Raw genomic sequence first — 23,685 nt, forward strand, 5'->3', positions numbered from 1 at the left:
TAAATTTAGAGTATGCTCTTCTTCTACTCTACGACCATGTGCACAAATATCGATTCTGGTATTGGGGCTTATTCGTAAATTATGTTTATCTAGTAACTCCTCTACATCTGTTATTTTAATAGGGCTCTTTCCATCTTCCTATAACCAAACAATTTTCTTGATCATATATCTCTAAAATTTTAGGATTAGGTCTCATATCAAGCCCTACTATAAAAAGTGCTTTTAGCTCTCTAGGTTCAGCTTTTTCACTAATTACAGCTTTAGACATATTTTAAATAATATTTTAATTCTCATTAATTAATCAGAACATATTTTATTAAAAAATATAAGTAATTAATAAACATTAGTTTAAAAAGCGTTATTTTTGTAATAAAAAAGTTGCAATTAACTCGTAGATTAAAATTATTATTATTTTGTGAAAGCTCTATAAATATTTTTATTCATAGTAGAAAACTAATTTACTTTTTATATTTTTAATAGTACTTATATTGTATACAAAATATAAAAAGGATATTAATTATGTTAAAGAATGACACATATAAACAAAACTTAAATACGAATATTAGGGATTTGTTGTTACATGACATTAAAGAAATTATCGAATATAAAAAGAATGATATTACTTATGGTTTACTTGCGGGTAGTTTTGGTATTTCTAACTATAGAATGCAAGACATAAATAGTTTTATATTTGATGAAATAGCAAAAAAATATCGTATTAACAATAAAAATGAGTTTAAAAAAGGTATTTCTTTTATAAAAGAAAATGCTCACTTATATGCTCCGTTGGTCGATCACGACAAAACTAAATTTAGCAATCTTGTCCATAATGATTGTTATGATGAGCTAACGAAAATTATAGGTATGACGCCTGACGAATATCTTAGTTCACTTTTGGCTTAACACACCACAAAGCTATAAGCGATATCACGGTTATATAAATCGCAATCGATATACTGCTATTTGTGATATGCCAAAGCATTAAGCAGGTAGATGGGGCAAGCCGCCCAATCAGCGAAGAGCCTATACTACTGCCGATACCAACTAGCATATATTTATCGGTAGTTTTAAGCAGATCATTTAGCCAGCAATTTAATGGTGCAAGAAAGCTAACTCCGACTAATATAATAAATATACGGACAAAATTAACATACCATATTGATGAGTTGTTTAAAAACCACCATAGAGGGATTAAACTTAAAATCATTAATATAAGAGTACCTCTTAATATTTTAAGGTAATGGAATTTTTTGGTCAGACCCCCAATTATCGGAATCATAACCATGTCAAAAATCAGAAATTCCGTATTAAACCTCATTATTGTTTCTAGTGAAATATCAGTAATTAGAGGAATAAAGCTATTCATAAAGACAAAAGGTACTATGTAGGTCATGTATGAAAAGCCTACGGCAAAGCTGATTCGTATGATATTTAGTTTATTATTCCATATTGTGAGTAGGTCATTTATTACGTCATTGCGAGGAAAAATAGGTGTTATCCTAGTGTCATCCCGTGGCTTGGGAACTAGATCCATAAAACCAGCTACTGCATTATTATCTGTTGATTTACTGGATCTAGTTCCCAAGCCACGGGATGACAGAATAACCGCCTCGCTCTTCCTTAAAAAATAACCGGCAAGTGCAGTAAGTCCGCCAAATATAAAGCATATTCGCCAGTATTTGTTATAATCTGCATTTAAAACTATAGTACTGATAAAGGATGCAAAGATAATCCCAAATATGGTAGAGGTATTATAAAGATAAGAAGCTTTAAATGCCTTTTTTTCTCCCTTATTCTCTAAAATAAATAGCTTAGCAATCGCACATTCTCCTTCAGAATATATACCCTGCATAGTCCTGATTATGACTAATAACAGCGGTGCAAGCCACCCTATTTGAGCATGTGAGGGTATCAATCCTATTAAAGCAGTGGTTAAAGCAACGCCGATTAAAGAGTGAGATAATGCAAAAACCCCGCCGTATTTTTTAGCAATAGCTCCAAAGAAGTAAGAACCTATAGGGCGAGTAAATAAGGAAGTAGCAAGAACGCTATAAGTTAAAATTAACGCTACTATTTTATCGTGATTCGGAAAGAAAATGCCGGCAAGAAGTGGAGCAAGAAATCCGTAAAGTGCGGTATCAAAATGATCGAGTGCATTACCGATTAATATTGAGATGTCTCTTTTATTTAAGGAGTTTTTCATTTTGTAGGCATATTATATAATCTGTAGCTAATAAGATACCAAGCATGATAAACGACGAAGCTACCAACTACGGCAGAAATAGAAAATAGGAAATCACTGCCATTAACTGTGCCATACGGAACGCTAGAAGATAAAGCACCGGCGTAAATACCTACACTACACATAGAAAAATATGAAAATAATGCTGTTCTAAATTCATATCCTTTAAATTTATCAATCAATATTAAAATATTGCAGATAAAAATCGATCCTAAACAACTTCCAATCAATATAATATATAATATGTTTAAGTTTTTATTCCCACCATGTAGTGATAGTAAAATAAAGCATATAAGTAGGATTAAAGTTAATACGAAATTAGCTAAATATTTATTTACTTTATTTATTATATAACAAATAGGTATTATAGAAAATAATATTCCCATAAAAATATATTTCAATATTAGTGATAGGTTAATTAATGCTAATTCTTTTTTTAAAGCAAATGCTTCATAATACCAAAATATATCTAAGGTAACATAAGATACTACAAATCCTGTTAATATCTGTAACTCCACATTTTTTATCAAAGATGAAAATTTTGAGTCCAATTTCAAAGTGTGGATAGTGGGATTAGAATGTAGAAACTCAGTTAAAATATTAATACAGTATAATAAAGCACCAATTATTATAGTATTATTTGTTGGGTTGATGAATTGACTTATTAGGTTTATTATTAAATTTCCACATGCCCATAATAATATTACACAAGCTAAGAAAAGATATTTCTTCTCACCGGAAGTTTCAATAATCTCTAGTACTGTTGAGGTGAAATATGCAAATATTCCTGCGTTGATTATAATAAAGTTAATTTTAATGAAAGTAAAATCATCTAGCAAAACTAAGTTAATGGTACAAAGAATGAGTAATATTAAGCTAGTAATAATAATTACTTTATTACTTAATTTATTAATTAGCTGGGTTAAAGCAAAAGCAGCAATTATTGAGCCTAGAAATTTAGTTTGATTGATGTTATTTATCTCTTCCCCACCTAAACCTTTATTTATAAGTAAGAAAATCTTAGAAGTGTAAAAATTTGTAGCGTTAATACAAAAAAAAATAAATATTCCCAAAAGTGAAAATAATATTGTCCTATAATCGTTTTTTAAAGTCATAAATTAAGTGTTTGCTAAACATACATACATGGTATATAACTCATAGTTAATAAGTTTACTGTATCAAGATACGATACAAAGGTTAAAACTATTTTAGATACACAAAATTTAGTATAGATAGTTATTCTAAATAATTAAAGAGATTTGTAATTTCATTAAGATATTTATAGTTAATATTTTAGTATGATGAGCTTATATAGCATTAGATATATAAAATAAATATCTAATGTAGTTTTTATATATGATAAATAATTTAATGTAAGAAAAATAATAATATAATTCGCTACTTAATTTACCTATGGTTATGCACAGAATCCAAAGAAAGATAGGTACTTATTTAAATAGATTAATACAAGATATGCTTAAGGTGTTATATTAATTATTTATTCTTCGAGTTAGTGAGCGAGATTAATGAATAAAAAAATAATAATTGATGCTAATTTCTCAAATGAAACAAGAGTAGTTTTATTGGGACAAAGCAATAATATAGAAGATATTGAATTTCAAACAACAAGAAAACAACAAAATAAAGGTAATATTTATTTAGCAAAAGTAACAAGAATAGAGCCATCTTTACAAGCTGTGTTCATAGAATATGGTATGGATAAAAGCGGCTTTTTGCCTTTTGGCGAAATACATCCTAATTATTACAATTTACCTGCGTCAGAGAAAAATTTTCCAATTAACGTATTTCCTGAGATAGTGCCACCTAATATTGTCATTGATGATGAAGATGAAACACCAGTAGCTACTTCATATGACCCATTAATTGATGGTGAGGAAATCGATCTAAAAGCAATAGAGGAGTTAGTAGAGAGTAAATTTCAGTCAGAGCTTAATTTAGAAGCAGCTGATGATATTGAAATTATCCAAAGCGATAAGGAAGAAAATGTTCCGCAATATAAGCAATATAAAGTACAGGACGTAATAAGAAAAAACCAAATATTATTAGTTCAGGTTACTAAAGAGGAACGTGGAAATAAATGTGCAGCTTTTACTACTTATGTATCTTTAGCGGGTAAATATTGTGTTTTAATGCCTAATAAAGCAGCACAAAATGGTATATCTCGTAAAATATCAAATGGTGATGAAAGAAAAAGGCTTAAGAATATTTTAAACAAGGTAGTAAATGGTGACAAGAGTCCTTATAGCGTAATTATTAGGACAGCAGGTAGAGGTTGCAGTACTTTAGACCTGAAAAAAGATTATAGCTATTTATCAAGGTTATGGAATAAAATCCGTAAGAGTACTGTTAAATTTCCAGCTCCATGCTTTATTCATGAAGAAGACAGCATAATACGTAAAACTATACGTGATATGTGTGATCATAATGTTAAAGAGGTCATAATTCAGGGGCAAGAAGCATATGAAGATGCTGCAAAATTTATGCAGGACTTATTGCCGTCAGAAGCATCAAAGCTTAAAGAGCATAAAAGTAAAACCCCTATATTTACTAAGTTTCAAGTAGAGGAACAGTTAATTAAGCTATACCAGCCTGTGGTAACTTTGCCTTCAGGAGGATATATTGTTATTAATCCAACTGAAGCTCTTATTTCTATAGATGTAAACTCAGGTAGATCAACTTCTGAGAAAAATATTGAAGAAACAGCACTAAAAACTAATTTAGAAGCAGCAAAAGAAATAGCAAGGCAAGTTAAGCTTAGAGATTTATCAGGTTTAATAGTTGTTGATTTCATTGATATGGATGAAACAAAAAATCGTAAAATTATTGAAAGATCTTTTAAAGAATTCTTAAGTCGTGATCGTGCGCGTATACAAACCGGTAATATAAGTCAGTTTGGATTGCTTGAATTGTCAAGGCAGAGATTACGTTCTTCTTTCCTAGAAACTAATTCTTCAATTTGTTCTCATTGTAATGGTAAAGGTGTTGTTAGAGCTGATGAATCTAATGCTATGCTAATCTTACGTACTATCGAAAATGAAATTTTTGAAGATAAAATTGACGTAATAAATGTTTTTGCTAACGTTTCTTCAGTCATTTACCTACTTAATAATAAACGTCAGGAAATAAAATCTATTGAAGAGAAATATAATATAAGGCTTAATTTTTATTCTGATCCTAATGCTACTTCTGATAGTTATTCAATCGAGAAAGTAAAATTGTTGAAAAGAAATAATAATAACCTTAATGCTGGTAAGCCGGTAATTCAAAATCATAGTGCTGATTATACTGAAGAAGAGCCTAAAAAAGAACAGCAGCTACGTAAAAATAAGCATAAATGGAAAACTGCCAATAATAATGTTGTCAGTGAAGAAAAGAAGAAAACGCCTGAAGTAAAAGAAGCAAAAGATCAGGTAATAAGTGTTGTAAAAGAAGAAGTAGAGATTACGGATGATGGTGTAGTAGTAGAAGAGAAACCGCTACCAAAAAAGACAAAACGCAGATATCGTAATAGAAAATCGAATAAGAACCGCCCTGCGGCTAGTAAAGAGAATTCTGTTGTAGAGAATAGTGGGGGCGGTGAGGGGTAATATACGTCATTGCGAGGAGATGTGTATCATCCTAAGGTAGTAAGCCTGTGGGGCATTGCCCGCGTGGATCAGTTTTTTCTCTGTCATACCGTGGCTTGTCCACGGTATCCAGCATAAAGCGAGAGAAATCGAGCTTTTAACTTTAATAATATAATGAAACAATATTATATATATATTAGCAAGCCAGCATAATGGAACCTTATATATTGGAGAAACTTCAAATATTATAAAAAATGGGATGACAACTGGAAAACTGATCCACGCGGGCAATGCCGCCACGGGATGACACCGATCCTTAAGTTGATACATATATGCCTATGCAGGAATTACATAAGAAGCAGGTAACACCACCTTGGCTATAGAAAATAAATATTTCAATGAAAACCGAACTACCTGAACGCTCTTTACATATTAGGGGCAGGCTAAATTTTATAGTGCAGCAAATTTTAAAACTCGCACAAGATAAAATCGCTATGATTATCTTGTATGGCTCTTTTGCACGAGGTGATTGGGTACGTGATCTACCTAATGGCTATCATAGCGATACAGATATTTTGATTATTTTGAAAAAAGGTAAGTATAAAGGTCATGCTACTTTAAATTTAGAAGATAATATATATAAAAGATTAATAAAGACAGGAGTAATAAACCCTAAACAAATTATTCCGTATGATTCACGGATATCTATAATTCTTGAATCAATAGAAGAAATAAATAGACAGTTAGAAAAAGGACGTTATTTCTATACCGATATTAAAAAAGAAGGCATTCTTTTGTATGATAGTGGTGAATATATTTTAAGTGAGGCTAAAGATTTACCTTGGAGCGAGATGAAAGAAATAGCTCAAGATTATTTTGAACAGTGGTTTAGAGAAGGGTGCGGGTTTCTGATAGATTGTAAATATCCATTTGAAAGAGGAGAATTGAACAAAAGTGCTTTTTATCTTCATCAAGCTACTGAAAGTTTTTATAATACTATTTTATTAGTTTTTTCTAATTATAAACCAAAATTACATGATATAAAAAAGTTAGGAAGCAAAGCAGAAAATTATAGCAGTGAGTTATTACAAGTTTTTCCTATAGCAACTCCTGGGCAAAAAAAATGTTTTGAGCTACTAAAAGAAGCATATGTTAAAGCAAGATATGACAAAAATTATAAGATTAGCAAAGAGCAGTTGCTTTATCTTATTGAGTGAATAGAAAAATTAAAAGAAATCACTGAAAGGATTGTATAGCAAGGATTAGTAGGTAGTGTGTCATCCCGTTGATAAGCCACGGGGGCATTGCCCGCGTGGATCATTCTCCCCTGTCATCCCGTGATTTATTCACGGGATCTAGTTAAAAATACTAATAAAATTAGTATTTTTTATTATTTTCTGGATACCGTGGACAAGCCACGGTATGACTACCTTAGGGCGTTTTTCTATCCACGCGGGAATGACAAAGAGCTGAATCCCGTGGAAGCCACGGGATGACAGAGCTGATTCACACAGCAACAGCTTTATATTTAATTCAAAAATCTCTATAATCTATGTTCTCAAATTTGTTTCTAGACTCTTACCTACGCAGGAATGACATCAATAGAGTCACAAAATGGCTATTAACTTGCTGTATAATGGTCGTGGCGATGATTATTGTAGGGGGGATAACAAGGCTTACTGGTTCTGGTTTATCGATAGTTGAGTGGCGTCCGGTAACAGGTATATTACCACCTTTTAGTCTTGGTGCTTGGCAAGCCGAGTTTGCTAAATATCAGCTATTCCCTGAGTATAATGCAGTTAATTACGGGATGACTTTATCAGAGTTTAAATTCATCTATCTATTAGAGTTTGTGCATCGCCTGCTTGGTAGGGCTACAGGTTTAATATATGTATTACCTTTAATGTATTTTTATTTTAAAGGGGTCATAAAAAATCGTGATATATTACCTTATATAATTGTCTTGCTGTTATTCTGCATGCAAGGTTTTATGGGATGGTATATGGTTAAAAGCGGTTTAGTTAATCATCCGTCTGTTAGCCATTTTCGTCTTGCTTTTCATCTAATTATTGCCGTAATTATTTATTATTTGCTTTTTTACAAATTAGTCAAAAATTACTGCGATATTTTATTAATTCCATCACAAACAAATTTAAAATTACCCCTTATATTCTGTCTTGCCAGTCTTGCTATAATATATGTGCAGATTTTTTTAGGTGCTTTAGTTGCAGGGCTTGATGCAGGGCTAATATATAATAGCTTTCCATTGATGGGTGGCAATTTTATTCCTATAGAAATAAAGGACAATTTTTTAAGTTTCAAAAATTGGTATGATCCGGTTTTTGTCCAATTTGTGCACCGTCTAGGTGCTTATAGTCTGTCTGTAATCATCGTAACCTTAATTATTTGTTTATTAAAAGTTAAACATCCGAAATTAAATAAAGTAGCATTCTATTTGACTATCGCTTTATTGTTACAATTATCCACTGGTGTAATTACACTTTTATATTACGTTCCTATAATAGCAGCTTCTATGCATCAATTTTTTGCTATAGTGCTTTTATCTATGCTGATTTGGTGTTATTCTCTAATAAAAAATTCTTAATGATCATTACTGTAAACAGCCCTATCGCCTCAAGGTTAGATAAATATTTAAGACGTCTATATCCTCTTTTGACTCAAGGAGTGATAGAGAAAGCATTGCGTCAAAAGCAAATAATTGTTAATTCTAAAAAAGCAGAAGCGAGTTTAAGAGTAGTGGAGGGTGATGAAATTTTTATCCATGATAAGTTTAATTTACCTATAGCTCAACCAACTAAACTAGTTTTTACTGATGCTGAAATTACATTAGCAAAGAAAATTACCACTGAATATTTAATATATGAGGATGATAATATAATAGCGATTAATAAGCCAGCAGGGCTTGCAACGCAAGGTGGTAGTAAAATTAATTTATCGGTTGATTCTGCGTTAAAATATTTAAACAGTCAAGGAGCTGATTTTAAGTTAGTACATAGATTAGATAAAGAAACGAGCGGCTTGCTTTTAATTGCTAAAAATTATGTAAGTAGTGTAAAGCTTCATGATGCTTTTAAAGAAAAATTGGTTAAAAAGACCTATCTCGCTGTAACCTACGGAAAGCCAACTAAAAATACAGGAGAAGTTAAAACTAAGATAGAAAAAAGTAAGGGCAGTATATCAAAAATTACTGATATAGAGGACAATAATGGTAAACTTGCCATTACTTATTATAAATTACTTAAATCATTTGCCAATAACTTATTTTTGGTTGAATTTAATCCGATTACGGGTAGAATGCATCAATTAAGGTTGCATGCTAAATTATTAGGTTGTCCAATATTTGGTGATAATAAATATGGAAATGAAAAATTAATGCCGTATAGTAAATATATGTTTTTGCATGCTAGTAATATAGTATTATCTGAAAAAATTTTTGGCAAAGAAATTAATTTAGAAGCAAAGTTGCCTTCTTATTTTAAGAGAATTTAAGTTTCAGTTTGTATAGAGTTAAAGTTATTATGTTTCGTAGGTATATTTTATTATTGGTTATTTTAATAGTTAATTGTGCTGATAGTTTTGCAGATATTCAGCAAAGAATTAGTGAAGCAGAAAAAGAATATATAAGCAATAGGTTTGTAAATGCTGTTTTTATGTTTGCCGATGATTATAAACAACTCCTAACAGGAGCTAAAGGCATTTTCGCTTTAAATGGTGAGCAGTTAAAAGCAAATGAAATGATGCCTATTGCTTCTGCTACGAAACCCATAACTGCCGCAGGAATCTTAAGGTTACAAGAGCAAAAATTATTAAACGTCAATGACAAGATATATAAATATATTGATTTGGAAATGTGGCAAGGTAAAGTACCTGATTGGGCATATAAAATATCGGATTCATAATTTATTAACCCATAGTAGTGGTATTACTGAATATTTTGGTTTTGTAAAACTAGATTTAAATATGACTAGAAAAGATGCACGTAAAAAAATATTACAATATGTTGCGTCTAAGCCTTTAGAAGTACCTATAGGAAAAAAGTTTAAATATAGTAATACTAATTTTGTTATACTTGATATGATTATTGAGAAAATAACTAAAAAAGATTTGTGCAACTTTTTTCAAGATGAATTTTTTAGACCATTAAATATGAAATCTACCAGTTTTGCTTCATATAGTGAAGCGGCTAGAATTCAAAGAAATGTTATTAGTTCTAATTATCCGGTAAGATATTTTATAACCTCAAATAATAGTAATAAACCTATATTTAACCCTGTAACTGCTGATTTTGTAGCACTTCCTTGTGCTGATGGTGGGATTATATCAACTCCAAGTGACCTTATTAAGTGGTATAGAGCATTAAATAGCGGCAAAATTCTTTCTACAAAGTCATATAAGCTTATGACTACTAAGTATTTTCCTGCAAAAGAAATAGACGGACGTAAGACTTACATGGGGTATGGTATCTATATTACTGATCTTGATTCTAAACATACAATGATTCATTTTTCTGGTAAAGCTTTAGGAGTGCAAAGCGAAATGGGATATATTTTGCCCAATAATCTTTATTTTGCTATACTCAGTAACACTATGGTAAAAATTCCTGAAGACATGCAAGATAAAATTGATATGAAAAATCCTTTAAATCAAATTGGAATAATTTATTTCAGAGATGCAATAGTAAATGCAGCTATAAGAGATGACAAAAACTAAATGAAGATAGTTACGTGGAACATTAATTCGTTGCGTTTGCGTATTGATTTATTAAAAAGATTGGCATATGAACATCAACCTGATATTATTTTATTGCAAGAGACAAAAGTAGATGATCCGTTATTTCCTCTTGAAGTAATCAAAAATATAGGTTATGAATATGTAATATATTCGGGGCAGAAATCATATAACGGCGTTGCTATTATCTCAAAACTTCCACTGCAAAATGTTTTTTCACTTGAGCTATATAACGGCGATAAAAGGCATATAGCAGCTACTGTTAATGATATTGAGATACATAATTTTTATGTTCCTGCTGGGGGTGATATACCTGACATAGAGCTAAATTCAAAGTTTAAGCATAAGTTAGAATATATAAGGTTAATGCAAGATTGGTTAACTAATAACCGTAGTAAAAATGATAAGATTATAATTGCAGGTGATTTAAATATTGCCCCACACCCGCATGATGTATGGTCTAGCAAGCAGCTGCAAAATGTTATTAGTCATACTGATATTGAGCGTTCTTTATTAGTAGAATTGCAAAATTCGTTAGAGTTTATTGATAGTAGTAGGCATTTTGTGCCACTTGATGAAAAGTTTTATACTTGGTGGAGCTATAGAAACGTAGATTGGAAAAAATCTAACAGAGGTAGGCGGCTTGATCATATTTGGGTTAGTAATAATTTAAAAGATGAATTATTTTCCATACATTTATTGTCAGAAGCAAGAGACTGGACACCACCTTCTGATCATGTGCCATATTTTGTGAACTTGAAAAAATTGTAGTGTGTAGTCATTGCGAGGAGAAACTATCAGTTTCGACGAAGCAATCTCAGGATGTTTCATGAGATTGCCGCGTCGGCTTCGCCTCCTCGCAATGACGTTTAAGATTATAAGGAGAAATTAGTGGAAATTAAATCCCAAAAATATAAACCGAACAAAGAAGAAAGTTTAAAAGCTTTCAAAGATATGCTGTTACTTAGGCGTTTTGAAGAAAAATGCGGTCAGTTATATGGTATGGGTGAAATAGGTGGTTTTTGCCATTTATATATCGGACAGGAGGCAGTAATTTCTGCCGTAGATATGATTAAGCAGAAAGAAGACAGTACTATTACTAGCTATCGTGATCATGCTCATATTATTCTAGCAGGCACCGAGCCAAAATATGTGTTAGCTGAGCTTATGGGGCGTGCTACAGGTTGCTCAAAAGGCAAAGGCGGGTCGATGCATTTATTTGACGTGCCGAATAAGTTTTACGGCGGACACGGTATAGTAGGAGCTCAAGTGCCGATAGGTACAGGGCTTGCTTTTGCTGAGAAATATAATGGCACGAACAATATTTGCTTTACTTTCTTAGGTGATGGTGCGGTTAATCAAGGACAGGTGTATGAAGCTTTTAATATGGCTGCTTTATGGGTCTTACCGATAGTTTATATTATTGAAAATAATGAATATTCTATGGGTACTTCGGTTGCTCGTTCAACCTTTATGCGTGATCTTTATAAAAAGGGCGAATCGTTCGGGATTAAAGGATTTCAATTAAACGGCATGGATTTTGAAGAAATGTATAACGGTGTTAAGCAGGCAGCGGAATATGTTAGAGAAAATAGTATGCCTTTGATATTAGAGGTGAAAACCTACCGTTATCGTGGGCATTCAATGTCTGATCCCGCAAAATACCGCAGTAAAGAAGAAGTAGAGACGTATAAAGAGCGTGATCCTATTACTGAGATACGCAAGATAATATTAGAAAATAATTATGCAAGTGAAGCTGATTTAAAAGAAATAGAGCAATCAGTTAAAGAGATTATTAAAGAAGCGGTAGAGTTTTCAGAAAATTCCCCACTACCTGATGAGGAAGAGTTGTATACTAATATATACACTCGATGAACTTCAAAAATTGGCTACGTTGTTCTACAAGTACTGCGGTACTCACGTATTAAGTATACGCTGCGTTCCTCGTCTTGTGAACACCTTGCTCTTTTTGAAGTTGATCGTCGTGTGTTCTATCTTATTTTTGATATTAATTAACTAAAAAGAAAGATGCAAATAACTACTGTACGAGAAGCATTGCGTGATGCAATGCAAGAAGAGATGATAAGAGACGATAAAGTTTTCGTCATGGGTGAAGAAGTCGCTGAGTATCAAGGAGCTTATAAAGTAACGCAAGGATTACTTGAGCAGTTTGGTCCTAAAAGGGTAATCGATACACCAATAACGGAATATGGTTTTGCTGGTCTTGGTGTTGGAGCAGCATTTGCAGGGCTTCGTCCGATCGTTGAGTTTATGACCTTTAACTTTGCTATGCAAGCGATGGATCACATAGTTAACTCGGCTGCTAAAACGCACTACATGTCAGGCGGACAAGTCAGATGTCCGATAGTATTTAGAGGTCCAAACGGAGCAGCAAGTAGAGTAGCTGCTCAACACAGTCAAAATTACGCAGCTTGTTATGCTCATATCCCGGGACTAAAAGTAATAGCTCCTTATAGTGCTGAAGATCATAAAGGGCTGATGATTACAGCTATTAGAGACGATAATCCTGTTATTTTCTTAGAAAATGAGATTTTATATGGTCACAGTTTTGACATTTCTGAAAATGTTGAGCCTATTCCTTTTGGTAAGGCAAAAATCTTAAAAGAGGGTGATAGCGTTACTATAGTGACATTCTCGATTCAGGTGAAACCTGCATTAGATGCTGCAAATATCTTACAAAACGATAATATTAATTGTGAAGTTATAGATTTACGCACTATCAAACCGCTTGATACGGATACAATAATAGAGTCGGTAAAAAAAACCGGTCGTTTAGTTGTGGTTGAAGAGGGGTGGTTTTTTGCCGGTATCGGTGCAAGCATTGCAGCTATTATTATGAAAGAAGCATTTGATTATTTAGATGCACCAGTGGAGATCGTAAGCGGTAAAGACGTACCGCTTCCTTATGCCGTGAATCTAGAAAAGCTAGCTCTACCAAGCGAAAAGGACGTAATAGAAGCAATTAAAAAAGTTTGCTACATTAAGTAAATTTATTCCCAATTAATTCTACTTCATCTGTATTTATAGCATCGTTATTTGCATTAGAAATTATAAAAGATAACTTCTCTAAATCAGTAGTTATTTTGTTGTGTATAGGGTTTAGGTTTTTATCTAATCTATTATTTGCAATAGATGAATATAAAATATCAGTACTATCCTCAGAATTTTTTGAAATCATAGTTTTGTGTTTTTTTGCATTATCTTCCGGTTCTGTGCTTGTTTTACGCTTGCGTCCAAGAGGTGCTAGAGATATAACTGAAGCAGTTTCATTTACATCTCTAGGTAAAGTTATACGAGGTAGTAAAGGCTTGAAGTTATTAATAGGTATATTTATATCAGGTAAAATTGGTAATGAATGCTTATGATGCATAAAATGATTAAAAGTTGCAACATTATAGTTAAAATCTATAATAGGCTTAAAAATATGTTCTAAATTAATAAACACTTCCATAAATTGCGATGATATTTCATCTTTATTTTTAAAATTAACTATATTTAAAAGAGTATTTTTAGCCTTTGTAAAAGCTGGATAACTTTGGGCATATATTAGTTTTTTATAGGCAAGATGAAGGGGAGTATCTCCATTCTTGTTTTGTATTACAAGATTAAAGCCAATAGATGGAATATGCTTTAGAAAATCAATTTTATCGTATCTAACACATTTATGAATAATATTTTCTTCAAGTTCATCAATAATATCAGTACTAACTATATTTAATGGGTATCTCTGCCACTGTTCTGGCTGCATAAATTCAAAATGTTTTAAAAAAGCAGCACTAATAAGGTCATTAGCTAGCTCTGTATCTAAAATATTTAATAGATCTACTATAGCTCTATCTTCTCCAATTATATTGTTATGTATTATTTGCAAGAATTCGTCAAATATTTGTGAACATTTTTTTGGCATTTTTATTCCTAAGTATATTAATGCTTAGATATTAATAAAAAATTGAAAAAGTAAAAGAGTTTTTTATAAAAAAATAGTAAATTTTTATTTATTAATTTTACTAAAACTCATCATTATATTGATATATCTAAATAAATAACATATTATAAAAATAAAAATCTTATGTTTGATTTCTCTGCTTATATAGATTTACCGCTTGTTTGGGGCGGGCTTATAGCGACTGCTATTTGTTTATATGTCTTGTTAGACGGTTTCGATTTAGGAATTGGTATATTATTCCCGTTTGCTCCAACTGATGATTGTCGTCATAAGATGATCAATTCCATTGCTCCTTTTTGGGATGGTAATGAAACTTGGTTAGTGCTTGGCGGTGGTGGTTTGTTTGCTGCTTTCCCTCTTGCATATTCCTTATTAATGCCAGCTTTATATATTCCCATTATTTTAATGTTGCTTGGGCTAATATTTCGAGGTGTGGCTTTTGAATTTCGGTTTAAAGCTCATATAGGTCATCGTTATATTTGGGATTATGCTTTTCATTTTGGTTCTATGCTTGCTGCTTTTTGTCAAGGTTTAATGCTTGGCACGTTTGTGCAAGGTATAGAAGTAGAGGGACGAAAATTTGCAGGGAGTGCTTTTGATTTTCTTACTCCTTTTTCAGTGATGACGGGAATAGCGTTGATATTCGGTTATGCTCTTTTAGGTGGTACGTGGCTTATCATGAAAACCGAAAAAGAAACGCAAGATTGGGCATATAAATCTACTGTATATATTTTGTTTTATGTAGCTCTTTTTATGGGGTTAGTAAGTCTCTGGGTGCCTTTCTTAAATGATCAAATACGTTATCGTTGGTTTAGTATACCAAATATTTACTACTTGTCTGTTGTTCCTATTTTAACAGCTATAATATTTATTAGGTTAATTAAAGCTGTAAGAGATAAAAAAGAAGTAGCTCCATTTATATATACTATTTCTTTGTTTTTATTAGGATATTTAGGACTTGCTATAAGTATATGGCCGTTTATAGTGCCTTATAAAGTGACGCTTGCAAATGCAGCGGCAGTATCGCAGTCACAATCTTTGTTATTAGTCGGGGCTGGAATATTCTTGCCCGTTATACTTGGTTACACTTTTTATTGTTATTATATATTCCGTGGCAAATCTTCACATCATCCAATATATTAAAAATTTATATCTCAAAATGACTTCCCGTTTGAATAGATGGCAGTGGTTTATTGTCCTATGGCTTACGGGATTGTTATCAACTTTACTGCTATCTTGTATAGTAAAATTGGTATTTTGGATAATAAGGTTGATATGATTTTAAGTAAGACTAGTTGAAAGTTATTGTACAAATTATAAATCCAATTTCTAATTTGTACAATTATTGTTCTGGGTAATAAATTTGATATAAAGTTTAAGAGATGATTTTGTTAATTTTATTCCAAGGTAAAACTTCTATATTTCCTCTTATTTGCTCCGTATCACCTGCATATACTAAATAACCTTTTTCTTGATTTGCTAAGCTGCTCCAATAGTTAATTCCCTTGAAAAATTCTTGAATGATAGTTTTACTTGCCTTAACTTCAATTGGAGTTAGCTTATCACTTTCAATTAATATATCGAGTTCATGACCATGACTATCTCGCCAAAAATATATTCCTTCTTCTTTGCCTTTATTAAGACGATTTTTAAGTAGTTCAACTACTATCATATTTCCAAATAGACCTCCTTTAGCATAATATTTTTCTAGCTGCTCTATTGATTCTAGTCCAAGCAAAGTACAAGCAAGACCGTATCGTAAAAATATAACTTTTCTTGCTTAACTAAGCGTTTATTATAATTTTTATGATGTGGTTTAACTAAATATATTATAAAGCTTGTTTGTAATAAAGAAAGCCACGACTTTACAGTATTATAGCTAACGCTGCATTCAGTAGCTATAGATGAGAAGTTTACTAATTGTCCTATACGAGTGGCACAGATTTTTAAAAAAGTTTGGAATGTTGAAATATCACTGATATTTTTAATTTGTCTTACATCCCTTTCTATATAGGTTCTGATATAGTTTCTATACCATATTGTAGGTGATAAATCTTTGGTATAAAGCTTAGGGTAAAAGCCTTTGAATACAAAATTTATAGGATTGCCTATAACAGGTAGTTTTTTACTTATTTCATTATAGCTAAGAGGAAGTAAATAAACTATAGCTGCTCTACCTGCTAAGGATTGTGAGATGCTTTCAAGTAATAAAAAATTCTGTGAACCCGTTAAAATAAATTGTCCGGCAATTTGGTCATTATCCACTTTTGTTTGTATATATGAAAATAAATTAGGGCAATATTGTACTTCATCAATAATTGCACCTTGACTATAAGTAGATAAAAAACCTCTAGGATCATTTTGGGCAAACTCTCTTATATCTATATCCTCAAGTGAGACATAGGGTTTATCTGAAAAAATCATTTTTACTAAAGTAGTTTTACCGGATTGACGAGGACCTGTAACAGTAACTACTGGATAATATTTTGCCGAATATTTTATATAATCGGTTATATCACGATCAAACATAATATAAATTTGCTAATATTAATTATTGTACAAATTATAAATCCAATTTCTAATTTATACAATATTTTTGTATCTTAGTCCTGCGGAAACTCAAAAATTTTTATTTAACCTAATGACAAAATTAAAATAACGATATATTATTTTAAGTTCAGGATAATTAAATAATATATATTCAATGAGTGCAGATACTAATATTAGCGATGGTTTAGAAGTCGCTGTGCAAGATCATTTATCGATTTTTTCTTTAATAAGTTCATCTGATATTATTGGTAAGTCAGTTATGCTAATGCTGCTTATTGCTTCTATTTGGTCGTGGGCTATTATTTTGGATAAAGTATTTAAGCTAATGCAAGTGCAAAGAAAAATGCGAGCATTTGAAAATACTTTTTGGTCAGGTGGTGTTTTAGAGCAGCTATATGATAGCATAAAAAGATCAGTTAATAATCCGTTAGCTTTAATATTCGTCTCAGCTATGGATGAGTGCAAAAGCATAAATACTAAAGGTCTTCCTGAGTTATTAAAAAATAATCATAAAGAGCGTATTACAAATTCTATGTATCTTGCTCAAAACAGAGAAATCGAAAAACTTGAGAAAAACTTAAGCTTTCTAGCAACTGTCGGCTCTAGTAGTCCTTTTATCGGGCTATTTGGTACTGTTTGGGGAATTATGCATAGTTTTCAGTCGATCGCTACTTCTAAAAATACCTCGCTTGCAGTAGTAGCCCCTGGTATTGCTGAAGCGTTACTTGCAACTGCAATAGGCTTATTTGCAGCTATCCCTGCGGTGATTTTCTACAATTATCTTATTTCCCGTATTACTCTGATCAATAATAAAATTGAGGATTTTATTAGCGAGTTGAACTCTATACTTTCTAAGGCAATCGACCAGGAGAAGATGTAATGGCTATTAAGCTTGCCGGAAGTAATAGAAAAAGTAAAAGAGCTGTAGTTAGTGAAATCAACGTTACGCCGCTTGTTGATGTGATGCTTGTGTTACTAATTATTTTTATGATTACTTCCCCGATGTTAGTTTCAGGCGTAAATGTCGATTTACCTGAAACAAATTTAAGCCCAATTTTAGGGCAGGATGAGCCTCTAGTCGTTACCATCAACAATAAAGGTGAAGTTTTCCTGCTTGAAACGCCAATTGAAAGAAAGCATTTAACTGATAAGCTTGTAAATATCACTAAAGAGAAAAAGGACGCTAGAATTTTTGTAAGAGGTGATAAAAACGTTTCTTATGGTGAAGTGGTAGAAATAGTATCAGAAATTCATGCAGCTGGATTTTCTCGTGTAGCTCTTATTTCAAATATTAAAAATAATGAAAAGTAACGATACAAACAATAAGGATAATTTCACAGTTTTCCTTAGCTGCTCTATTGCACTACACTTACTTCTTTTATATTTTTTTCTATTTGGTATGCCATCTCTTTTTGAAAAATTACCTGAAGAGCAAACAATAACTTTTGAAATGCTACCTGTTAGTGACAAACCTAATATCATAACGCAAACAAAGCAAAAAGAAGCTCCAGTAGAGAATGAAGATGCTAAAAAATCAGAGCAGACTAAACCTAAAGAAGAGAAGCCTAAAGATTTACCTAAAGAGGAAAAAGCAAAAGAACCTGAGACTAAGCAGGTAGAGGAAAAGCCTAAAATAGAAGAAAATAAACCTATCATCGGACCAAAGCCAGAAGAAAATTTACCTGACAAAAAAGAAGAAATTAAAGAAGAAAAGCCTAAAGAAGAGAAAAAAAAACAAGTAGCAGAAGCAAAAAAAATTGAAGAAAAGAAAGAAGAAAAAAAACCGATAGAGAAACCTAAAGAGAAAAAAAAGCAAGAACCTAAAACAGGTGAGCTTGATTCTTTATTAAAGAACTTGGAACAATCTTCAGAAGGTGATAATGTTAAATCAAATAAGCACAAAAGGTCAGAGCAGGTTGATAATAAGAAAGAAGCTAAAGGAGTTTATACGGAAGGATTACCCCTTTCTGATAGCGAAAGCTCACTAATAAAGCGTCAGATTGAAAGACACTGGAATAATATTCCGGCAGGTGCTAGAGGTAATAACAAGGTAAAAATAATTCTCAGTATTACATTAGATAAAGCAGGCAATGTAGAGCAAGCAAAAGTTAAAGAAAAAATTTGCCCTAATATTTCAGCAAGTGTTTGTGAAGCACTAGCAGATAGTGCAGTTAGGGCAGTATGGAAAGCAAGCCCTATCGAAAATCTTGACCCTGCAAGATTTAATCATTGGAAAGAAATTAATTTTAACTTCGACCCTAGTCGCTTATAACCTGTCATCTCCCGTTCTTGTAGCGGGATCTTGTGTCACGATTGTATCCTAAGATACCGCGGTCGAGCTGCGGGATGACAATAGTGTATGCCACAAAAAAATCATACGGAGTAATTTAGTGAAAAACATTATATCTTTTATAATACTATTATTTCATTTCAATAGCTATGCTCTTGAGACAATAAATATCGAGCATGGAAAGGCTGATCCTACTCCTATAGCAGTGAACAATTTTGAGGCTGATTCTGCTTCGGATAATACAGTAGGTCATGAAATAGTGAAAGTTATATCTAACGATTTAAAACTTTGTGGGTTGTTTCATCCTATTTCTTCTGCTTCTTTTATAGAAGAAAAAACTGGCATTGGGTATAAACCGCTTTTTGCTGCATGGCGTCAAATTAATGCTAGTTTATTAGTTAATGGGGCAGTAAAAAAGCTTGAAAATGGTAAGCTTAGAATTAGTTTTATATTATGGGATACATTGCTTGAAAAACAGCTTGGTGGTGAAGTACTTGAACTACCTGAAAATTTATGGCGAAGAGCAGCCCATAAAATTGCTGATAAAATCTATGAAAAAATCACAGGTGATACTGGTTATTTTGATAGTAAAATAATATATGTAGCTGAAAGTGGTCCTGATTTAAAAAAGGTAAAAAGAATTGCTTTAATGGATTATGATGGGGCTAATAACCGATATATTACCGATGGTAAATCGCTAGTTCTAACTCCAAGATTTTCTGGTTCAGTAGATAAGATTTTTTATGTTTCCTATGCTACTAAAAGACGAACTCTTGTTTATGAAAAGGATTTAAAAACAGGCAAAGAAAGTATAGTTGGCGATTTTGCTGGAATATCTTTTGCTCCAAGATTTGCCCCTGATGGCAGAAAAGCCGTAATGTCTATAGCTAAGAATGGTTCAACCCATATTTATGAAATTGATCTTGCAACTAAAAGGCTTCATAAACTAACTGATGGTCTTGGAATTAATACCTCTCCAAGCTATTCACCGGACGGACGCAGAATTGTTTTTAATTCTGATAGAAATGGTACCCGTCAATTATATATAATGAATTCTGATGGTAGTGATGTTCGACGTATTAGCTTTGGTGGAGGTGCTTATGCCGCACCTAGTTGGTCACCAAGAGGTGATTATATAGCATTTACCAAAATTACCAGGGGTGCAGGATTTACTATTGGAGTTATTAAACCTGATTTACAAGATGATGAAAATGGCGAGAGAATAATAGCAAGTGGTTATTTAGTTGAAAGCCCTTGTTGGTCACCTAATGGACGGGTTATTATGTTTGCTAAAGGTTGGTCATCAAACGGAAAATCTTCCGGCAAAAATAGAATTTATGCAATTGACTTAACCGGTCATAACGAGCGAGAAATTAAAACCCCTGGTGATGCATCTGATCCTGAATGGTCAAATTTACTAAATTGATTAAAATAATTTTTTAGCTGAGCCTAAGGATTGCAAAGTAATTCAAATAAAAAATGCTAATTTATAAGCATTTTATCACCATCTTAAGTAACAATTCCAGAATTTAAAATAAAAAATTAATTTCGTTAATATATCAAAAGTAAATTAGTAATTAATTAATTTACTTTATATTATATTTGTGTTAAACTGTGCCAGTTTTAACAATTTAAGGTTAATTTTTTATGAAAAATAAAGTTAAAAAGCTGTTAATGACACTTGTCGCAAGCAGCACATTAATTACTAGCGGTAATGCATTAGCTACTCCTCCTCAAACATTTTCAAATGTTTTTACTTTTGGCGATAGTTTTTCTACGCCAGCTGATAGTTGGGCAGCTTTAATCACTGAGCATTATGGTTCTAAATATGTAGTTAATCAGACAAATTTTGCTTTAGATGGAGCATCAGTTAATGATTTAGATATAGCTTAATGCGATAAGGTAGTGACTTTTTTAAGAGCATAGTAAACCGCATCAAAAAAGTGCTCAAAATTAGAAACAGTTTTTCTTATTTCGTTCTTGATTTTAAACCAGTAATGCTCAATAGGATTTAAATCAGGAGAGTAAGTTGGTAAAAATAAAATACTGCAACCAACAGATTCAATTAACGTTTTCACTTTTGTACTTTTATGAAAATTAATATTATCCATTACTACTATCTGACCAGGCTTTAACTCTTTGATCAATATCTCTTGTACATAAGTTTCAAAAATGTCCTTATTACATGTCCCATCAAATATTATTGGGACAATAATATCTTTGGCAGACACCCCAGCAATCATACTAATCCGTGATTTATGTTGATAGACCCTTTCACCATAACATCTTTGACCGATAATGCTCCACCCGTGTTCTCTACAGCTATTATCTTCTATCCCAGATTCATCGATAAATACTAAATCTTGTTTGTCTATAGTTTTTAGTTTCAATATAAACTCATTCCTTAGACCAACATCTCTTTTGGGATGAAGAAAAGTTTTTTTTATAACTATAACCTAATTTATTAAGCAATCTTGATATCGTACTTGCAGATACTTTTTGACTCCAGTTGTTAGCTAGTTCCATGGTGGTTTTATCAAAATTTAATTCTATAAATTTTTTAAATCCTTCTATGTCTCTTATTATTCTACGATGTCCTGTATGATAACCACTTTTTGCTTTGATATCGCCGGTTTGTTTCTTTAATTTTTTCCATTCTATTATAGTCTTCCTACTAATAGAGTATATCTCAGAAGTCTCTTTTATTGTTTTACCATCTGTTAAACTTTTTATTACTCGTATTCTTAAATCGTATGAATATGCCTTTGCCATAAGTTTTTCATTTAGTATAATCTAACTCATACTCTAAGTCACTATCTTATCGCATTAAGCTATACATCTCTCCCAGGTAATCTCGTAATAATATGGTCACCCTTTAGACCTAGAGTAATATTATTTTTCTTTAAATCTTGAATTACATCCGAGCAATGATGATAAAAGTATCTGTAATGATTGTGTGCATGAGTATAGCTATGATTTCCTACATCAATAAGAGGAGATTTTCTAGCATGATTTATAAAATTCCTTACATCTTGTTTTGCATTATCATAATGTAATCCCACCATAAACAGCGTAATAGGAGTTTTAGTTTTTAGCATAAAATTAATTAGATTTTTTGTGCCTGGTAGTGGTCCATCATCGGATGTTATATAAATGGTACGAGTAGTTGGTAATGAACCGTATGATGTACTTACAACAGTTAATAAGTAACCTAATAAAATTATTCTTAAAATTTTCATAATGTTAACCTCTTTTAAAGTTATATAGATTGGCTATAAAATATTTCATTGAGCATATATATACTCATTTTTTTTAAAATGGCAATAATGCTTCTCATTTTTGATTCTCACGTACTAAAACATACGCTGTGGTTAAAAATCTGGATGCTTCTTGCTCTTTATCCAAGTTGATTTTTACTTATTAGAAGGTTTATCTTTTTGCTCTAAACTAAATAAAGTGAAGCCTGTAAAGATTTTGCTTTCTTTTTTATCGGTTGCATATTCTTCTAATGTAACTTCAACAATTTCTTTAGAACCTACTGGAGTTGCATGTCTGAAATAAAGCTTGTCATTTTTGGTAAATACAAATCCAACGTGAGCTATATTATGTTCTGATTTTGTTAATTCAAGTAATTTGGGGTTATCCATTGTCATAACCATAAGATATATTTTTCCTGCAAATTGCTTTGTCAGTTTCTGCTTATGATCTAAGAAATCTGTAAAGCTTATATAACTAATATCAGATTTAAAAGGTTTGATGGATTTTATCTGATTATATTTTTCACCAAATGAAAAACATTCGTCTTTAGATACATTATCTTTAATGTAATTATTAAGTTGTGTTTCAAGTAAACCTGCTTTATTAATCATCGCAGTTTTAACTTTAGCATATGGAAGCTTTGTAAATACATTTTCCATTGTAAAATATTTACTATTATTCTTTAACCATTCATCCATGAAATGATTTCTATTAACATATGATATGTCGTCAGAAAGAAACATAATTTTTGCTAAAGCTTCTGCTAACTGTTCTTTAAATTTTTCAGAATCCGCATTTGGTTCTTTTATTTCTGCTAATGCTATAACCATTTCTATATAGCTAAAGCAGTCAAAAGTTTCTAGATTAATTAGCTCATTCTTATCTCTATTCTTATCCCAAATAATTAAATTTGTGCCTATTTCTGTATCATAAGGTTTACCTATGAAATAGTCAGAATATGCTAATATTTTATTGGAGAAATTCTCGTCTTTTAATGATATTGCTAGCTTGTGAAGATTTTGCATGTTAATAGGAGAGATTT

At 31.7% G+C, this 23,685-nt stretch carries 21 protein-coding genes and 2 pseudogenes; 15 read left to right on the plus strand and 8 right to left on the minus strand.

All coding sequences use genetic code 11. The features are described from left to right. Positions 1-115 precede the first annotated feature (115 nt). Complete coding sequence (locus ACICQC_RS01735; protein WP_395477165.1) at positions 116-268, minus strand: hypothetical protein; 153 nt, start codon at positions 266-268, stop codon at positions 116-118. A gap of 251 nt (positions 269-519) precedes the next feature. Between ACICQC_RS01735 and ACICQC_RS01740 the strand changes: the two genes are divergently transcribed. Then, positions 520-903 (plus strand): hypothetical protein, encoded by a 384-nt coding sequence (locus ACICQC_RS01740; RefSeq protein ID WP_395477166.1) that lies wholly within the window; start codon positions 520-522, stop codon positions 901-903. Here the strand turns inward: ACICQC_RS01740 and ACICQC_RS01745 are convergent. Both ACICQC_RS01745 and ACICQC_RS01750 read right to left on the minus strand, forming a co-directional pair. Then, the gene (locus ACICQC_RS01745; RefSeq protein ID WP_395477167.1) at positions 884-2,203 is read right to left on the minus strand and encodes an MFS transporter; all 1,320 of its coding nucleotides are present in this window, start codon (positions 2,201-2,203) and stop codon (positions 884-886) included. The genes ACICQC_RS01740 and ACICQC_RS01745 overlap by 20 nt on opposite strands. Beyond that, positions 2,200-3,357, minus strand: a complete 1,158-nt coding sequence (locus tag ACICQC_RS01750; RefSeq protein WP_395477168.1) for a hypothetical protein — start codon at positions 3,355-3,357, stop codon at positions 2,200-2,202. Before ACICQC_RS01750 ends, ACICQC_RS01745 begins: the two co-directional genes overlap by 4 nt. Before the next feature lie 411 nt (positions 3,358-3,768). Here ACICQC_RS01750 and ACICQC_RS01755 point away from each other — a divergent pair, with 411 nt between their 5' ends. The 8 genes and pseudogenes from ACICQC_RS01755 (at position 3,769) to ACICQC_RS01800 (ending at position 13,587) form a co-directional block, all read left to right on the plus strand. Further along, a complete protein-coding gene (locus ACICQC_RS01755) occupies positions 3,769-5,850 on the plus strand; it encodes a ribonuclease E/G (protein WP_395477169.1) in 2,082 nt (693 codons plus the stop codon). A 377-nt stretch (positions 5,851-6,227) separates the two neighbouring features. After that, the gene (locus tag ACICQC_RS01765; protein ID WP_395477170.1) at positions 6,228-7,046 is read left to right on the plus strand and encodes a nucleotidyltransferase and HEPN domain-containing protein; all 819 of its coding nucleotides are present in this window, start codon (positions 6,228-6,230) and stop codon (positions 7,044-7,046) included. A gap of 335 nt (positions 7,047-7,381) precedes the next feature. Beyond that, complete coding sequence (locus tag ACICQC_RS01775) at positions 7,382-8,434, plus strand: COX15/CtaA family protein (protein ID WP_395477171.1); 1,053 nt, start codon at positions 7,382-7,384, stop codon at positions 8,432-8,434. Next, a complete protein-coding gene (locus ACICQC_RS01780) occupies positions 8,434-9,339 on the plus strand; it encodes an RluA family pseudouridine synthase (protein ID WP_395477172.1) in 906 nt (301 codons plus the stop codon). Before ACICQC_RS01775 ends, ACICQC_RS01780 begins: the two co-directional genes overlap by 1 nt. 29 nt (positions 9,340-9,368) lie before the next feature. Continuing rightward, positions 9,369-10,560: pseudogene (locus ACICQC_RS01785) on the plus strand (serine hydrolase domain-containing protein). Beyond that, a complete protein-coding gene (xth, locus tag ACICQC_RS01790; protein ID WP_395477173.1) occupies positions 10,561-11,349 on the plus strand; it encodes an exodeoxyribonuclease III in 789 nt (262 codons plus the stop codon). Positions 11,350-11,469: 120 nt separating this feature from the next. After that, the gene (gene pdhA / locus ACICQC_RS01795) at positions 11,470-12,453 is read left to right on the plus strand and encodes a pyruvate dehydrogenase (acetyl-transferring) E1 component subunit alpha (protein ID WP_395477174.1); all 984 of its coding nucleotides are present in this window, start codon (positions 11,470-11,472) and stop codon (positions 12,451-12,453) included. Positions 12,454-12,606: 153 nt separating this feature from the next. Beyond that, complete coding sequence (locus ACICQC_RS01800) at positions 12,607-13,587, plus strand: pyruvate dehydrogenase complex E1 component subunit beta (protein WP_395477175.1); 981 nt, start codon at positions 12,607-12,609, stop codon at positions 13,585-13,587. On the opposite strand, the gene ACICQC_RS01805 is transcribed toward ACICQC_RS01800, so the two are convergent. Continuing rightward, positions 13,580-14,506 (minus strand): ankyrin repeat domain-containing protein, encoded by a 927-nt coding sequence (locus ACICQC_RS01805; protein WP_395477176.1) that lies wholly within the window; start codon positions 14,504-14,506, stop codon positions 13,580-13,582. The genes ACICQC_RS01800 and ACICQC_RS01805 overlap by 8 nt on opposite strands. 162 nt (positions 14,507-14,668) lie before the next feature. Here ACICQC_RS01805 and cydB point away from each other — a divergent pair, with 162 nt between their 5' ends. Next, positions 14,669-15,688 carry a cytochrome d ubiquinol oxidase subunit II gene (gene cydB / locus ACICQC_RS01810; RefSeq protein ID WP_395477177.1) on the plus strand — a complete coding sequence of 340 codons (1,020 nt, stop codon included), beginning with the start codon at positions 14,669-14,671 and terminating at the stop codon, positions 15,686-15,688. Between the two features lie 232 nt (positions 15,689-15,920). Here the strand turns inward: cydB and ACICQC_RS01815 are convergent. Further along, a pseudogene (locus ACICQC_RS01815) lies at positions 15,921-17,074 on the minus strand (ATP-binding protein). Between the two features lie 175 nt (positions 17,075-17,249). Here ACICQC_RS01815 and tolQ point away from each other — a divergent pair. The 5 genes from tolQ to ACICQC_RS01840 all read left to right on the plus strand — a co-directional run bounded on the left by tolQ (position 17,250) and on the right by ACICQC_RS01840 (position 21,278). Then, positions 17,250-17,975, plus strand: a complete 726-nt coding sequence (gene tolQ / locus ACICQC_RS01820; RefSeq protein ID WP_011476958.1) for a protein TolQ — start codon at positions 17,250-17,252, stop codon at positions 17,973-17,975. After that, positions 17,975-18,406: a protein TolR gene (tolR, locus tag ACICQC_RS01825; RefSeq protein WP_395477178.1), complete on the plus strand. Its 432-nt coding sequence runs from the start codon at positions 17,975-17,977 to the stop codon at positions 18,404-18,406. The genes tolQ and tolR overlap by 1 nt, the downstream gene beginning before the upstream one ends. Continuing rightward, a complete protein-coding gene (locus ACICQC_RS01830) occupies positions 18,396-19,367 on the plus strand; it encodes an energy transducer TonB (protein ID WP_395477179.1) in 972 nt (323 codons plus the stop codon). Before tolR ends, ACICQC_RS01830 begins: the two co-directional genes overlap by 11 nt. Before the next feature lie 118 nt (positions 19,368-19,485). Then, entirely contained in the window at positions 19,486-20,811 is a 1,326-nt protein-coding gene (gene tolB, locus ACICQC_RS01835) for a Tol-Pal system beta propeller repeat protein TolB (protein ID WP_395477180.1), read from the plus strand. 221 nt (positions 20,812-21,032) lie between these two features. Next, a complete protein-coding gene (locus ACICQC_RS01840) occupies positions 21,033-21,278 on the plus strand; it encodes a hypothetical protein (protein ID WP_395477181.1) in 246 nt (81 codons plus the stop codon). Here ACICQC_RS01840 and ACICQC_RS01845 read toward each other — a convergent pair. The 3 genes from ACICQC_RS01845 to ACICQC_RS01855 all read right to left on the minus strand — a co-directional run bounded on the left by ACICQC_RS01845 (position 21,275) and on the right by ACICQC_RS01855 (position 23,668). Next, a protein-coding gene (locus ACICQC_RS01845) for an IS630 family transposase (protein ID WP_395477182.1) occupies positions 21,275-22,157 on the minus strand; the annotation gives its coding sequence in 2 pieces (ribosomal slippage) (positions 21,275-21,829 and positions 21,831-22,157; 882 coding nt in all). The two genes, ACICQC_RS01840 and ACICQC_RS01845, sit on opposite strands and share 4 nt — an antisense overlap. Before the next feature lie 59 nt (positions 22,158-22,216). Continuing rightward, positions 22,217-22,624 carry a polysaccharide deacetylase family protein gene (locus tag ACICQC_RS01850; RefSeq protein WP_395477183.1) on the minus strand — a complete coding sequence of 136 codons (408 nt, stop codon included), beginning with the start codon at positions 22,622-22,624 and terminating at the stop codon, positions 22,217-22,219. A 174-nt stretch (positions 22,625-22,798) separates the two neighbouring features. After that, entirely contained in the window at positions 22,799-23,668 is an 870-nt protein-coding gene (locus ACICQC_RS01855; RefSeq protein WP_395477184.1) for an N-acetylmuramoyl-L-alanine amidase-like domain-containing protein, read from the minus strand. Between the last annotated feature and the right edge of the window lie 17 nt (positions 23,669-23,685).

The sequence above is a fragment of the Rickettsia endosymbiont of Pantilius tunicatus genome (assembly GCF_964291875.1).
Lineage (GTDB): Bacteria > Pseudomonadota > Alphaproteobacteria > Rickettsiales > Rickettsiaceae > Rickettsia.